This is a genomic window from Breoghania sp. JC706 (assembly GCF_037026715.1).
Taxonomy (GTDB): domain Bacteria; phylum Pseudomonadota; class Alphaproteobacteria; order Rhizobiales; family Stappiaceae; genus Breoghania.
Map to the genome: position 1 here is coordinate 84943 of NZ_JBANCG010000011.1, position 15479 is coordinate 100421.

Genomic DNA, 15479 nt, shown 5'->3' on the forward strand with positions numbered 1-15479 from the left:
AGGAAAGAACGTGTAACGGCACTCACCTCGAACCGGCGAGTGCCGTCGTTTCGCATCAGGGCATCTCTTCAGGGCATCTTTCCAGGGCATCATTGTCAGGGCATCCATCCAAAAGGACCTGCTTGGCACACGGATCTCAGCCGTCAGGCGGCTGGATTTTCGAGCGCAGTAGCTGGTTTTGGAGTCGAGTTGGCGACTGGACCGGCAACGTCAGCTGGAATCTTCGCTGGCTCGGGGTCCGACTTCGACAACTTCGCGGCTTGTTCCGCTGGCTTGTTGGCGGCCTCGGACATGTCCTGAGCTGCCAGCGCAACGGCTGCGCGGCGATCTTTCACATCTGCCATTCTTTTTCACCTCCTTTCTATCTTCTCTGGAGTGACGAGACGTCTCCCCACCGGGGAGCCTGGAGGCAACCGGCGATCCCGGCCCGAATGGCCGGTCAATTCACCGATTGCCGAAACGCATTGCGAGAATTCCCGCCGCAGACCTGCCATTGCATGCCCGGCGTTCTCCATCCACCGCGCCATGAAAGTGACCGCCCCTGCCCGACCCACGCCTTCGCTCGCGATGTTCCGGGGCAGACGCCCCCGGCACACAGATCGCGCCAGCTGCGCTACGGAAAGCCCCCTATCCGGAGCGGGGCGTCCTGAGGAGCCAGATCGCTGACAGCCCGATCACTGCAGACCTTTTTCTTCCGACCTATCGCTGAAGACCGAAGGGCACAGACCGAATTCCGCGCAGCCAGACACCGGCCTCATTCCCGCCGCACATGCCCACGCCCCGCATTCAGATCACGAAAAGGGCCGACTGCGAGGCGCAACGGATCCAGAATTTCTACGGCACTTAGCGTTGTTTCAATCAAATCAAAATAGACAAACATTCAAAATCAAGAAAACACGATAGCAGGCATGCCGCCTCTGGTAAATGCCCCAACGACATCACGATACGTATATTTAATTTATCATGCATTCATTGGATTAGGCCACTCTATTTTACATGACGCAAAGTCGGCGGGGGTGCACGAAGGAACTCCGCTCCAGGCGTGACCCTCAAGCCAGATCCCCAAGACGCCGGATGACACCGCATCGCCGCCGCACCATGTGTGCGACTGGTCCTGCCCAGCCTCGCTACCGTCGCCTGCCCCGCACTGAGGAGCGTCCGCACACTGCCGGCGACTTTACGGCCTCCGATGCTCAAGACGCATGCCTCGATAGCGTTGACAGAGAACAACCCCCGGCCTGCCGGGAGAGGTCGCAAGAACGCCTGCAAAGCGCCGGAAACATCCGCCTGCAATTGGCATGCGCGCCTTTGCCGCGATCAATACCGCGCCACCGGCAACCGACAGCAAACAAAGTGGAATCATCTTCTTAATACATTAAATAACTTCATGATTTGACATACGTTGTTTTTTGGATAAGAATGCCGCTACTTTCATGGAATACATTATAGATTTTGAATTTTTAGACACGAGCTGACCCATCTGCTTGAACCCGGCTTGAGAGACTGCGCCTTGTGAGCGCAAAATGGTAGCCCAATGCAACCTGGTATCGTTCGCCGATTGAAACGGCGGGCAACTCTGGTTCGTTGTCCGACGACGGCGGATGTCTGCTTGGCGCCCTGAGGAGGCCCAAGAAGAGGGGGGCCAAGAAAACCAGATCCAAACCGGATCCTCTGCGGCGATCGGAAGAGTTGCAGGCCCGCGTCGGCCTCAAATCGAACCGGCCCCCGCACCAGACTTGATCGTGACGGCTTGGCGTCGCGCCACTGTCGGCGCAATTTCGAATTTTGAATTATGTAAAGACATTAATGTATATCTAATTCCAGAAAATCGTATTGAATGAATTATTCAAAAAGTTTCCGAACGAACATCAAAAAGACATCATAGAAATCAAAATCAGAAAGCATCATGATGATGCTTTAGTTATTTCGATTTTAGCAATTTTGTTCCGCCATCTCGATGGCGGATGATGACGTTATAATTTTTAATATTTATTATTCTGGACAAAACGGAACCAAAAGGAAAAGTCCACAATAAATCTCCGGACGCTGTCCGGCGATAGCAGGGAAGTGCGTGCTCATGCTTACGGAAAGCACAATCACGCGTAACGCTAGACTGAACGCTAGACTGGAGGACACTGCCATTACTACGCAAGCAACCGTGATCCGGGTCCTGGAAGACGTCGTCGGCGCCAAGAATCTGAATGCGGATTCTCGGTTCCTGGACATCGGAGGAAACTCGTTGAACCTGGTCGAGGTTCTGAAGCAGCTGCGCGCGAAGACCGGCGTCGCCCCTTCTCCGCGCATCTTCTTCGACAAGCAGACCTCTTCCGTGGCGGCCATCAGCGCCGCCATCGACGCCCAGCTTCACACGAGCGAGCTTGCCGAAACCGCGGGCTGACCGCGTTCGGCGCAAACAAATCTATTTCAAAGGGAGATTTTCATTATGGCTCAGCATTTCTATCTTTCCGAAGACGAGAAGAAGTTCTTTTATGAGAACGGGTTCGCCGGCCCCTTCACGCTCTTCGAGCCGGAGGAAATGACGCGGATCTGGAACGAGGTGCGGCTCGACCTGCTCGACACCAGCAACGCCCCCTTCCCCGACAGCCGGCTCAACTACGACCGGCACCTCGACATCCCCCATCTCAACCAGATCATCAGCAACCCGCGGCTCGTCGACAAGATCTCCTCGATCCTCGGCCCCGACGTTCTGAGCTGGCGCACGGAGTGGTTCCCCAAATACCCGGGTGACGAGGGCACCGACTGGCACCAGGCGGAGAGCTTCGTGGAGTTCGAGGGCACCGAGAAGCTGGAGCCGACGGCCGCCGTCGAAGGCCAGCCCTGGGAGCTGACGGCCTGGATCGCGATGACCAAGACGAACAAGGCCAACGGCTGCCTGAAGCTGATGCCGGGCTCGCACCGGACCTGGTACTTCGACGAGAAGCGCAATGTCGTGTTCGATCCGAACAACATCAACAAGCTCAACTCGCGCGGCGAGAAGTCCGGCTTCTACGGCTACGACTACGACGACCTGAAGCTCGACCGCGACTGGGTGCCGGACGAGTCCAAGGCCGTGCACATGGAGATCGAGCCGGGCCAGTTCTTCATCTTCACCTCGCGCTGCATGCACGGGTCAAACCCGAACACCACGACGGACGACACCCGGTTCGCCTGGGCGACCCGTTTCGTGCCCACGCACGTGAAGGTCTATGACGGCCAGGATTCCTTCCACCACTTCGGCGAGGTCCTGCCGCTCGATCGCTACTCGACCGTCCTGGTCGCCGGTGAGGACCGCTACGGCCACAACAGGGTCCGCATGCCGATGCGCGAGGCCGCGCCCGCCGAATAAGGCGCGCGCCGATCAGGCGGCCTTCGATCGCCCCCGTTCGAAGGCCCCGCAATCGAGCGGCATCGGACTGCCGGAGCCTCCACCTCCCACCCAATCCCGGGTGGAGGCTCCGGCCTGGATCGCCCGCATCCGGGCAGCCGCGTCCGGATGCGGATTTCCTTCCGCGCAACCGGCATGCCGGAGCGTCTTCCGTACGGGCCTCCCGCGGGTCGTTCGCAAGGCGCTTGGGACAGCTCCGCAACACAAGCACAGGTCGCGACATGGCATCTCCCTGGTTCGAGTTTCCCGGCACCCCGCGCAGCCCCAGTGACGCCCCGCGCGGAGATAAGGACGCACCGCGTGCCGTTGCGGCGCGGTTCCGCCTCTTCTGCTTTCCCTATGCCGGTGGCGGAGCCTCCATCTTCCGCTCCTGGGCGAATTGGCTGCCGGAGGAGGTGGAGGCCGTCGGCATCCAGCTTCCCGGCCGCGAGACGCGGCTTGCCGAACCGTTGATGCTCTCGATGGGGCCGCTCACCGACGAGCTGTCGGAAGAGATGGCCCCCCATCTGGACCTCCCCTTCGCCTTCTACGGCCACAGCACCGGCGCCCTGATCGCTTTCGAACTGGCCCGGGTGCTGCGCAAGCGTGGCCTGCCGCAGCCGGAGTTGCTGTTCCTGTCCGGCCAGGACGGCCCGCGCGAAAAGCCGCCGCTGATCCGCCACACCCTTCCGGACGCAGAGTTCATCGAGATCCTGCGCAACTGCAAGGGCACGCCCGACGCCGTGCTGCAAAATCCGGATCTCCTGGAAATCCTTCTGCCGCGCATCCGTTCCGACGGGGCGATCTACGAGACCTATGACTACGAGCCGCAGCCGCCGCTCGATGCCCGCATCGTGATCTTCGAAGGCACCGACGACCGGTTCGTCACGCAACCGGGCCTCGCCGCCTGGCACAAGGAGACCAGAGGCGGTTTCCACCACTACGCACCGCTTTCCGGCGGGCATTTCTTCCTGCACGCGGAGGAGGAAGCGCTCGCCCGTCACATCAACCAAGAACTCGGGAGGCTTCTCTATGAACCAGCTTGTTCAGCCCACGGATAGCACGGCGGTAGAATGGAACACCGATGAGGAACTCTTCGCGCTCATTCGCGCGGAGCTGACCACCTGCCCGATCTCCGACGTGATGGAGCTCATGGGGTTCGCCTATCCCATGCTGCCGCACGAGATCGCGCCGCTCGGCTCGCCCAAGGTGATGATCGGCCGCGCCATGCCCGTACGCGACGAGGCTCCCATCCCGCATGGCGGTCTGAAACGCTACGATTCCAAGCCCTTCGGCCTGCTTTTTGAATCGATTGAGGACCTGAAGCCCGGCGAGGTCTACATCGCTTCCGGCGGCCCCACCTACGCCGCGCGTCTCGGCGACATGCTGATCACCCGCGCCCATGCGCTGGGGGCCGCCGGGCTCGTCATCAACGGCAACGTGCGCGACGTGCAGGGCATCGGCGCCGTTGATGTCCCCGTCTTCTGCCGCGGCACCTACGCCTACGGCCTGCAGGGCCGGCACAACGTCGTCGACTACCGCTGCACCATCAAGGTCGGCCACGTGCTCGTCAGGCCCGGCGATCTCGTCTTCGGCGATGCCGACGGCGTCATCGTCGTGCCGAGGGAATGCGAGCGGGACATCATCCCCAAGGCGCTCGCCAAGGCACGCCTGGAAGCAAAGGTCCGCACGGCGATCGAGGCGGGCGAAAGCGTGGTCGACGCGTTCGCGAAATACGCCGTCATGTGAAGATCAATCCAAACAGGAAGGCACCGGAACCATGTGGGCACCCTATATCTGGAAGAATGGCGAGCTTTGCGAATGGGAAAAGGCGCAGGTGCATGTGCTCTCCCACGCGCTTCATTACGGCACCAGCATCTTCGAGGGCTTGCGCGCTTACGAGATCGGCGAGGATGCCTGCGTCCTGCGCGGACGCGAGCATTTCGAACGCATGCTCTTCAGTTGCCGGGTCGCCCGCGCTCCCTCACCGCTCGACGTGGACGAATGGATGGAGGCCACTGCGGCGACGCTGCGCGCCAACGAGCATCGCGCCGCCTATATCCGCCCCCTCGTCTACCGTGGTCTCGGCGAGACCCTTGGCCTCGACGGACGCAGCGGCCCGATCGAGGCCATCGTCGCGACCGTGCCGTGGGCAACCTATTTCGGTGCGGACGCGCTGGAGCGGGGGATCGATGCCCAGGTCTCCAGCTGGCGCCGGCCCGGCGCAGGCGCCGTCAGCGCGCTCGCCAAGATCGGCGGACATTACGCCGAGGCGCAGATGGTTCTGGCGGAAGCCAAGGACAACGGCTTCGCCGAAGGCATCATGCTCGACCAGATGGGCCACGTCACAGAGGGCAGCGGCCAGAACATCTTCCTCGTTATCGGCGAGGAACTGATCACCCCCGGGCTCGGCGACAGCATTCTGGAGGGCGTCACCCGAAACTGTATCCGCACGATCGCCGCCGACCTCGGTCTCACCGTGCGCGAGGTGGCCATCCCGAGAGACCTGCTCTACAAGGCCGACGAAATCTTCTTCACAGGCACGGCGGTGGAGGTCTGCCCGGTGCGCTCCGTCGACCGCATCACCGTCGGTGAAGGCCGCATGGGGCCCGTCACCCGAGCTATCCAGCAGATGTTCTTCGGCATCGTCACCGGAGCCCTGCCCGACAAGTGGGGCTGGCTGGAACCGGTTCGCATAGAACCGCTCGTGCAGGAAAGACGCGCCGTATGAACGTCCTCAGTCCCGAAAGAACGCCAGCCGTGGTCCGGGAGGAAACGCCCTGGCTCGTGTTCCACGGCAAGTCGCAGCCCGAGGCGGTCCGCCTGCGGCTCTTCTGCTTCCACCACGCAGGTGCCGCAGCCTCCATGTTCCACTCCTGGCCCGACCAGCTGCCGGCTGGCGTGGAGGTGATCGCCGTTCAGCTGCCGGGCCGCGAATACCGGTTCTCCGAACCGCTCGCAACCAATGTGCGACAGCTGGAGAAGCCCATCGCGGATGCGCTGGAGCCCTACCTCGACCGGCCTTATGCCTTCTTCGGCCACTCCATGGGCATTCTCGTGGGCTTCAACGTGGCGCGAACCTTGCGCGAACGGGGCCGGCGGCAGCCATCGATGATCATCGCCTCCGGCCGCTCGTCGCCGCAATTCATGTGGACCGATAAAGGCATGGAGACGCTGCCCGACGAGGATTTCGTCACTGCCGTGCGCGACTACAATGGCACGCCGGAGGAACTGCTGCGCGAGGAGGCGCTGCGCGAACTCTGGCTGCCGCGGCTCAGAGCCGACCTCACCATTTCAGCCACGTACGAATATTTCGAAAAACCGCCTTTCACCTGCCCGATCCTCGTTTTTCACGGAGACAACGACAGGCTCGTCTCAAAAGAGGGGCTCGCCGGCTGGCAGGTGCATTCGAGCGAGCCGGTCAACTATGTCCGTTTTTCGGGCAATCACTTCTTCTTACTGAAGAGCGAGCAGGAGGTGCTCGCGAAGCTGCATATTATTTTAAAAAATCACCTTATTCATTTGGAGAAGAACAATGACAATGGGAAAGGATTTTTGGGAGATCCGCTCGAAAGAACCTGATCGGGTCACGATACTGGACACAACCCTTCGCGATGGAGAGCAGAGCCCCGGTGTGAGCCTGACCGGCGCGGAGAAGCTGGAGATCGCCCAGCAACTCGCGCGCCTCGGTGTCGATGTCATCGAGGCCGGTTTCCCCGCCTCCAGCGCCGGCGAGCTGGCCGCCGTCCAGCGCATCGCGGAGACTGTCGGGCGCGGCCAGGGTCATGCGCAGCGCGGCGGACGTCTCGAGCCCCCCGGCATCGCCGGCCTTTCCCGCGCCAACCGCCACGACATCGACAAGACCTGGGAAGGCGTGCGCGCGGCGAAGTACCCGCGCATCCACATCGTGCTGCCGACCAGCGACATTCATCTGAAATACAAGCTGGAGAAGACGCGCGGCCAGGTTCTGCAGATCGCCCGGGACATGGTCTCCTACGCCCGCTCGCTTTGCGACGACGTGGAATTCTCCGCCGAGGACTCCACCCGTACCGACCGCGACTACCTGTTCGAGGTGCTGGATGCGGTGGTGGACGCGGGCGCGCGGACGCTGAACATCCCCGACACGGTCGGCTACGCCATGCCGGCGGAATACGGCGACCTGATCCGCGCCCTGTGCGAACGCTATGCCGCGCGCGGCGATGTGGTCATTTCTGGCCATTGCCACGACGATCTCGGCGTCGCCACCGCCAATACGTTGGCGGCGATCGCCAACGGCGCGCGGCAGGTGGAGGTAACCATCAACGGCATCGGCGAGCGGGCGGGCAATGCCTGCCTCCTGGAAACCGTGATGGCGCTTCACACGCGCAAGCCCTTCTACGGCCTGGAAACCGGCATCGACAGGCACGAGATCGGCCCCACCAGCCGGCTCGTCTCCACGCTGACCGGCATGGCGCTTCAGGCGAACAAGGCGATCACCGGCGCCAATGCCTTCGCCCACGAATCCGGCATCCACCAGGACGGCATCCTGAAAAACCGCTCCACCTACGAGATCATGGAGGCAAGCGAGCTCGGTCTCGACCAGACGGGCCTCGTGCTCGGCAAGCACAGCGGTCGAAACGCGTTCCGTGCCAAACTGAAGGAGCTGGGCTTCGCGATGGAGGATGGCGAGCTCAACCGCGCGTTCACCCGCTTCAAGGACATGGCCGACAACCAGAAGTCGGTGAGCGAGGCGGAGATCCGAGCGATTTGCGAAATGATGGAAAGCGAGAGGGAGGGCGCGCCGTTATGAGCAGCAAGCGTATCCACTTCGGCGTCATGCTTCAGGGCGCCGGCGTCAACATGAACGCGTGGCGGCACCCCAGCGTGCCGCCCAACGCCAGCATCAATTTCGATTTCTACGTCGAACGCGCCCGCAAGGCCGAGGCCGCAGGGCTCGATTTCGTCTTCATCGCGGACGGGCTTTACATCCACGAAAAGTCCTTTCCGCATTTTCTCAACCGTTTCGAGCCGGTGGCGATCCTGTCCGCGCTTGCGGCGATGACCTCGAAGATCGGGCTGGTCGGCACCATGTCGACCTCCTACTCCGATCCTTTCACGCTCGCCCGCCAGTTCGGATCCATCGACATGATCTCCGGCGGCCGGGCGGCGTGGAACGCGGTCACCTCGCCGCTGGAGGGATCGGGCCGCAACTACTCGCGCGCCCACCCCGATCACGCGCTGCGCTACAAGATCGCCGACGAATACCTGGAGGTGGTGACGAAGCTGTGGGACAGCTGGGACGATGACGCCTTCATCCGCGACGTCGAAACCGGCCGCTTCATGGATCCGGCGAAGATGCACCGGCTTGATCACCACGGTGCGTTCTTCGACGTCGAGGGTCCGCTCAACATCGCCCGCTCGCCCCAGGGCCAGCCGCTGATCTTCCAGGCCGGCGCATCGGATGCGGGCATCGAGCTTGCCGCCAAGTACGCCGACTGTGTCTTCACCAACGGCGGCACGCTGGAAAAGGCGCAGACCTTCTACCGCAAGGTGAAGGATGCGGCCCGCGCCCACGGGCGCAACCCGGACCACATCAAGATCTTCCCCGGCACCGGCCCGGTGATTGGCACGACCGAGGAAGCCGCCCAGGAACGCCTTCGCGAATTCGGCCAGCTTCTCACGATCGAGGACGCGCTCAATTATCTCAGCCACTTCTTCCAGCAGCACGACTTCACGGTCTATCCGCTGGACGACCCCTTCCCCGATCTCGGCGATCTCGGAAAGGACGGCTTCCGCTCAACATCGGAGGAGATTTCCCGTATCGCGCGCGAACGCGGCCTCACCCTTCGCGAGGTGGCGGTGGAAACGGCGACGCTCCGGGCCCATATCGGCACGTCGGAAACCTTCACCGGGTCGGCGGAGAGGATCGCCGGCGAGATGATCCGCTGGATCGACGAAGGCGCCGCCGACGGCTTCATGCTGGGCTTCCCGGTGCTCGGCTGCGGGCTCGACGATTTCGTCGACCTCGTGCTGCCGATCCTGGCCGAGCGCGGCTATCACGACATGCAGACGCAGGGCACCACCTTGCGCGATCATTTCGGCCTGCCCTATCGCGAAAGCGTCTACGCACACCCGGCCGACCCGGCGGCGGAGGAACAGGTGCCGGCCATGGCCGGTCGCTAGACGATTACCGACCAGATCGGTTCGCTCTGGCGGAATAGGCTTTGGCATGTGACAGGTCCCGGATCGGCACAATCCGATCCGGGACGAACCGAGGGGAAAATCGGGATCATCCCTCGCCTTTCCCCCCGTTCCCCTGCCGATCGGCCTTTCCCCCCAGCGCCGGCTTGTTCTAGTCTTCCGCGGCAAACGCAACCCAGCGATTCCCGGGGAGGAATGGCCCTTGGCAGACACGCGCGCGACGGATCGCCAACACGACGACACGGCGCACATGCCCTTTGGCAAGGATGTGATCCTGCGCGTGCGTGCCGAAATCGACGCCATGCCCGAGGCCCTTTCGCGCATCGGCAAGTACATCGTCGATAACCCGGAAAAGGCCGTGCGCTCCTCCGTTGCCGAACTCGCGCTGCATTCGACCAGCGGCGAGGCGAGCGTGGTGCGGTTTTGCCGGCATCTGGGCTATGACGGATTTCGCGATCTGAAGCTCGCGCTCGCCGCCGATATCGCCTACCGGGACCATGCCCGCGCCACCCACGGCGCCGATCCGCAGAGCGAACTCGGCGTTCTGGAGACCCGCCTGTCGGATTCGATCGCCTCCACCCGCAAGCTGCTTGATCCCATGAGCCTGCGGCACGCTGCCGAGCGGCTTCTGGCAAGCCGGCGGATCGACATCTTCGGCGCAGGCGTCTCCGGCATCGTCGCGCAGATGCTCGCCTATCGTCTGCTGCGGCTCGGCCTCGTCGCCCAGGCCTTTCAGGATCCCACCCTCGCGCACGAGATCACCAATGGCGTGGATGCCACCTCCACCGCCATCGGCGTCAGCGAGACGGGCCTGACCAGCGACACGGTGAATTTCCTCGCCGGCCATCGAGCGGCCGGCGCCTTCACGATCCTTTTGACCGCGCGCCCCAACAGCCCCGCCGCCAACAAGGCCGACATCGTGCTCCATGCCGCAGCTCTCTCCCCGCCGCCCACCGGCGGAGAGGTCGGCGCCTCGATCGCCAAGATCTTCCTCGTCGAAGCGCTGGCCGAAGCGATTCAGGAGCTCCGCGCCAGTTGATCGGCCGCCGCCCGCAAGCCCCGCCCGCTCTGCTCAAACGGGCAGCCCCCTTGCGGCATTGCTTCGGCCGAACCTGCCCTTACGACACCTTCTCACGATAATCTTATAACTTATCGCTTTATTTAAAGACAAAACTTATGGTCACTTGTTCTTTTAAACTTTTAGATCAAGAATTATTCTGCCTCGAAATTCCATAGCTCGAACAATTCGAAAAAGACATTCCTTTAATTCATGCCAGAAGAACACGATTTTTCCTGTCCATTGATAATTTTTTTGACTTGGATCATTTGAATTTCCGGCTCCAATTCTACCATGACGCCCGACCGACAAGACAAAACTGTGCATCGAGAAAGGTCGAGCCATGCTGAACAGAAGACAGTTCGTGAACCTGATGGCCTCGGGAGCGATCAGCGCGACGATGCTGCCGCATCTTGCCCGCGCCGCGTCCGGCGCCGGAGGGGTCACCGACGGCCGCGTCATCGCCAACACCTGCCTGGGCCCGTTGTGGCTGGTCAAGAAGGACGGCAAGGTCGTTGGCGTCGAAATGCTGAAGCAGCTCGGCCAGCCCGATCCGTTGCTCGAGGCCATGCCCGACCGGCTTTATTCGCGCAGCCGCATCAAGGCGCCGATGGTCCGCGCCGACTTCCTGAAGAACCGGGAAAAGAGCGACCGCACCCTGCGCGGCGCCGGCGATTTCGTCGAGGTGTCCTGGGACGACGCGATCAAACTGGTGGTCGAAGAAATCACGCGGGTGAAGGACACCTACGGCAACGAGGGTCTTCATCGCGGCAAGAGCTCCTGGGCCTCCAACCATGCCCACGTGCACAGAACAGAAGCGATGAACCAGCGCTTCTTCAACCTGATCGGCGGTTGCACCTCGTTCTTCGGCAACTACTCCAACCAGGCCGTCAACGAGATCATCACCGGCATCGCCTGGGGCGGCACGATGACCGCCAGCGACTGGCCGGGCATCCACGAGAACGCCGAGCTGGTCGTCGCCTGGGGCGCCAATCCGCTGGTGACCACCCGCATCCTGTCCGCCCGCAAGAGCACCAAGGGCTGGCTCGATCTGAAGGGCACCGACATCGAGACCGTCGTCATCGACCCGCTGCACAACGACACCGCGAAATATCTTGGCTCGCAGTGGGTCCCGATCGCGCCGAACACCGACGTCGCGCTCGCGCTGGGCATCATGCACACGTTGCTCACCGAAGACCTCTACGACAAGGAATTCGTCCAGAGCCACGCCTACGGCTTCGATGATTTCGCGGCCTATCTGAAGGGCAAGGAAGACGGCACCGAGAAGACGGCCGCCTGGGCCGCCGACATCACCGGCATCCCGGCCGAGACCATCGAGGATCTCGCCCGCAAGATGGCTTCCAAGCGCACCTTCATCGCCAGCGGCTGGTCGACCCAGCGCCAGCACCATGGCGAGCAGGCTCCCTGGGCGCTCATCGCGCTCGCCTGCATGCTCGGCCAGATCGGGCTTCCCGGCGGCGGCGTTTCGTTCGGCATGCACTATGCCGACGGCGGGTATCCCAAGCCCGACATGCCGGTCATCGGCGGAATGTCGCCGGGCAAGAACCCGGTCGACGTGACCTTCCCGATCGCCGCCTTCGCGGACGTGTTCCTGAACCCGGGCAAGGAGCTGCCCTACAAGGACCGCACCTTCAAGTACCCTGAACTCAAGCTGTCCTACACCTCCGGTGGCAACCAGTATACCCACCACCAGGACACGAACCGGCTGATCGAGGCCTACCGGAAGCTGGAGACGGTCATCGTCCAGGATCCGTGGTGGACCCCGACGGCGCGCTTTGCCGACATCGTCCTGCCGGCGGCGAGCGACCTGGAACGCAACGACGTCGGTCAGGTGGCAAACCTCATCCTCGCCTGCCGCCAGGTCGTCGCGCCGCAGCACAAGTCGCGGCCCGACTACGAGATCTTCACCGAGCTCGCCAGCCACTTCGGCGTCGAGGACAAGTACACCGACGGCGGCAAGACCGACGTCGACTGGGCCAAGGAACTCTACGAGGACGCTCGCGGCCGCTCCAAGACGGTCGAGATGCCGGAATTCGACGCGTTCTGGAACGGCGAAGGCATCATCGAGTTCCCGGAGGGTAAAGGCGACTTCACCATGCTCGCCGACTACCGCGAGGATCCGCTGCTGAACCCGATGGGCACGGCCACCGGCCTCATCGAGATCACGTCTCCTTACGTGAAGAAAATGAACATCCCAGACTGCCCCGCCCATCCGACCTGGATGGAACCGGTGGAATGGCGCCGGAGCAAGGAAGCGGCCGACTATCCGCTGCAGCTCGTCTCCGCGCACCCGCCGCACCGCCTGCACTCGCAGATGGACAACGCCCACGACACCACGCCGTACAAGATCGATGATCGCGAGCCGATGATGATCAACTCCAAGGATGCCGCCGATCGCGGCATTGCGGACGGCGATGTGGTGCGCGTGTTCAACGGTCGCGGCCAGACGCTCGCGGCTGCCGTCATCTCCGACGACATCTCGGCAGGCTCGATCTTGTTGCACGAGGGGGCATGGTACGACCCGGCCGAACCAGGCAAGACCGGCTCGCTCGACAAGGAAGGTTCGCCCAATATCCTGACGCGCGACCTGCCGCTCTCGTCCGCTTACGGCCAGGCGACGATTGCCGAAACCGCCATCGTGCAGGTCGAGAAGTACACGGGCGAGGTCCCGAAGGTCTCCGCCTACGACGGCGTGTGATCACAACCGGACGGCGCCTGCCGCCTTCCGATCAACGCTGAAAAATCGAGGCCCCGGGCACCCCCGGGGCCTTTTCTTTTGGGTGCACCGCCTTTCCGGTCTCTCCGGCGCATTCCCCTTTGCCCGTTCATCACCCTGCCATGCAACGGCGCCATCCTGCCCGCATTCCACTGTACATCCCGCGATTGGCATAAAACTCCACCCGCTGTCACACGTGTGAAATATTGCTCCATTACCAGCAGGGACGGTCCTTCCGCGCCGCCTGTCGACGCACTCGACACGGCTTCGCGGGAGGGATGCCTCACGGATTTTTCCGCTCCCGGCCCGTTGCCGGAAGCGATCGTTCCCAAGCCCCGCGCCCGCCCGTTCCGCAGAGGGCGCGCGATGTCACGTCGAGCCGGTTGCTCGAACCGCTCAAGAGGAGCTGCTTCACCATGATTCTCACCCGCCGCAATCTGTTGAAGAGCGGAGCCGCGATGGGCGGTGCGCTTGCCCTGCCCCGTTTCGCCATCGGCCAGACGAAGCGCCCCTCCATCACCATCGCCGTCCAGCAGGTCTCCAACTCCGCCTCACTGGAGCCCTTGCGCGAGCAGTCGAACGTCGGCACCCGTATCTTCGCCACCATCTACGACCGGCTGATCAACCAGGATCTGCCGCGCTCGCTCGACACGGTGCCGGGCCTTGCGGAAAGCTGGGAGCGCATCGACCACCGCACGGTGGAACTGAACCTCCGCCAGGGCGTGAAGTTCCACAACGGCGACGAGCTGACCGCCGACGACGTGGTCTTCTCCTTCGGCGCGGAACGCATGTTCGGCGGGGGTTACGTCGCCGATTCCAACGCAACCCTCTTCACCAACGTGCTGGTGCGCGACAACGTGAAGGGCAAGGAGCTGCCGGCCGAAGTCGTCGCGGTCGCCAAGCGCAACTGGCCCTCCATCGAGCGTGTCGAGTCCGTTTCGAAATACAAGGTCCGCTTCGTCAACAAGACCCCGGACGTCACCATGGAAGGCCGCATGGCCCGCATGGGTTCCGAGATCGTCTCCCAGCGCGGCTTCTCTGAGGCCGAGAGCTGGCTGGAATGGTCGCGCAAGCCCGTCGGCACCGGCCCCTACATGGTGGAGGAATTCATCCCCGACCAGAAGCTGGTGCTGCGCGCCCATGACGAGTACTGGGGCGGCCGTCCTCCGGTCGAGACCATCACCATGCTCGTGGTTCCGGAAGTCGCCTCGCGCGTGAACGGCCTCTATTCCGGCGAGTTCGACTTCATCTGCGACATGCCGCCCGACCAGATCGACGGCATCGAATCCCACGCCGCCTTCGAGGTTCAGGGCGGTCTTATCCCGAACCACCGCCTGACCGTCTTCGACAAGCATCACCCCCAGCTCGTCGATCCGCGCATCCGTCAGGCCATGACGCATGCCATCGACCGCCAGCTGATCGTCGACAGCATCTGGTCCGGCCGCACCCGTGTTCCCGCCGGTCTGCAGTGGGAGTTCTACGGCCCGATGTTCATCGAGGGCTGGACGGTTCCCGAATACGACGTCGAAAAGGCCCGCCAGCTCGTCAAGGACGCCGGCTACAAGGGCGATCCGATCCCCTACCGCCTGCTCAACAACTACTACACCAACCAGGTCGCCACCGGTCAGATCCTCGTCGAGATGTGGCGTCAGGCGGGTCTCAACGTCGAGATCCAGATGAAGGAGAACTGGCAGCAGATTTTCGACCAGTCCACCCAGCGCGGCGTGCGCGACTGGTCGAACTCCGCCCCCTTCAACGATCCCATCTCCTCCATCGTCAACCAGCACGGTCCCAACGGCCAGCAGCAGCAGGCGGGCGAATGGAGCAACGAGGAGATGAACAAGCTGTCGGGCATGATGGAAGTCGAGACCGACATGGCCAAGCGCAAGGCGCAGTTCAAGCGCATGCTGGAGATCTGCGAGCGCGAGGACCCGGCCTACACCGTGCTGCACCAGAACGCGACCTTCACCGGCAAGCGCAAGGACATCCAGTGGAAGGCGGCCCCGTCCTTCGCCATGGATTTTCGGCAGGGCAACTTCGCGATCTGAGCAAAAGCAAAGCGGTCTGCCTCTCCCCGCACTGTGTGTCGGGGAGAGTTTTCCGGGTTCTGCGATGGTGGCCCATCCTTCGAGACGGGCCTG

At 62.8% G+C, this 15479-nt stretch carries 12 protein-coding genes; 11 read left to right on the plus strand and 1 reads right to left on the minus strand.

Translation table 11 applies throughout. From position 1 onward, the window contains the following. Window positions 1-143 precede the first annotated feature (143 nt). Window positions 144-344, minus strand: a complete 201-nt coding sequence (locus V2L18_RS20485; protein WP_336180196.1) for a hypothetical protein — start codon at window positions 342-344, stop codon at window positions 144-146. Between the two features lie 1733 nt (window positions 345-2077). On the opposite strand from V2L18_RS20485, the gene V2L18_RS20490 reads away from it, so the two are divergent. The 11 genes from V2L18_RS20490 to V2L18_RS20540 all read left to right on the plus strand — a co-directional run bounded on the left by V2L18_RS20490 (window position 2078) and on the right by V2L18_RS20540 (window position 15386). Continuing rightward, window positions 2078-2398 (plus strand): acyl carrier protein, encoded by a 321-nt coding sequence (locus tag V2L18_RS20490; protein WP_336180197.1) that lies wholly within the window; start codon window positions 2078-2080, stop codon window positions 2396-2398. Between the two features lie 45 nt (window positions 2399-2443). Beyond that, window positions 2444-3346, plus strand: coding sequence for a chlorinating enzyme (locus V2L18_RS20495; protein ID WP_336180198.1), 903 nt, complete (start codon window positions 2444-2446; stop codon window positions 3344-3346). 260 nt (window positions 3347-3606) lie between these two features. After that, window positions 3607-4425, plus strand: a complete 819-nt coding sequence (locus V2L18_RS20500; protein WP_336180199.1) for a thioesterase domain-containing protein — start codon at window positions 3607-3609, stop codon at window positions 4423-4425. After that, window positions 4397-5113, plus strand: coding sequence for an RraA family protein (locus tag V2L18_RS20505; protein WP_336180200.1), 717 nt, complete (start codon window positions 4397-4399; stop codon window positions 5111-5113). The genes V2L18_RS20500 and V2L18_RS20505 overlap by 29 nt, the downstream gene beginning before the upstream one ends. A 31-nt stretch (window positions 5114-5144) precedes the next feature. Beyond that, on the plus strand, window positions 5145-6095 hold the full coding sequence (locus V2L18_RS20510; RefSeq protein WP_336180201.1) for a branched-chain amino acid transaminase: 951 nt from the start codon (window positions 5145-5147) through the stop codon (window positions 6093-6095). Window positions 6096-6151: 56 nt separating this feature from the next. Beyond that, window positions 6152-6946 (plus strand): alpha/beta fold hydrolase, encoded by a 795-nt coding sequence (locus V2L18_RS20515; RefSeq protein WP_336180202.1) that lies wholly within the window; start codon window positions 6152-6154, stop codon window positions 6944-6946. After that, the gene (locus V2L18_RS20520) at window positions 6906-8153 is read left to right on the plus strand and encodes a 2-isopropylmalate synthase (protein ID WP_336180203.1); all 1248 of its coding nucleotides are present in this window, start codon (window positions 6906-6908) and stop codon (window positions 8151-8153) included. The genes V2L18_RS20515 and V2L18_RS20520 overlap by 41 nt, the downstream gene beginning before the upstream one ends. Next, complete coding sequence (locus tag V2L18_RS20525) at window positions 8150-9526, plus strand: LLM class flavin-dependent oxidoreductase (RefSeq protein ID WP_336180204.1); 1377 nt, start codon at window positions 8150-8152, stop codon at window positions 9524-9526. Before V2L18_RS20520 ends, V2L18_RS20525 begins: the two co-directional genes overlap by 4 nt. A gap of 220 nt (window positions 9527-9746) precedes the next feature. After that, window positions 9747-10583 (plus strand): MurR/RpiR family transcriptional regulator, encoded by an 837-nt coding sequence (locus tag V2L18_RS20530; RefSeq protein WP_336180205.1) that lies wholly within the window; start codon window positions 9747-9749, stop codon window positions 10581-10583. A 361-nt stretch (window positions 10584-10944) separates the two neighbouring features. Continuing rightward, complete coding sequence (locus V2L18_RS20535; protein WP_336180206.1) at window positions 10945-13320, plus strand: molybdopterin-dependent oxidoreductase; 2376 nt, start codon at window positions 10945-10947, stop codon at window positions 13318-13320. A gap of 434 nt (window positions 13321-13754) precedes the next feature. After that, complete coding sequence (locus V2L18_RS20540) at window positions 13755-15386, plus strand: ABC transporter substrate-binding protein (RefSeq protein ID WP_336180207.1); 1632 nt, start codon at window positions 13755-13757, stop codon at window positions 15384-15386. The last annotated feature ends 93 nt before the right edge of the window (window positions 15387-15479 follow it).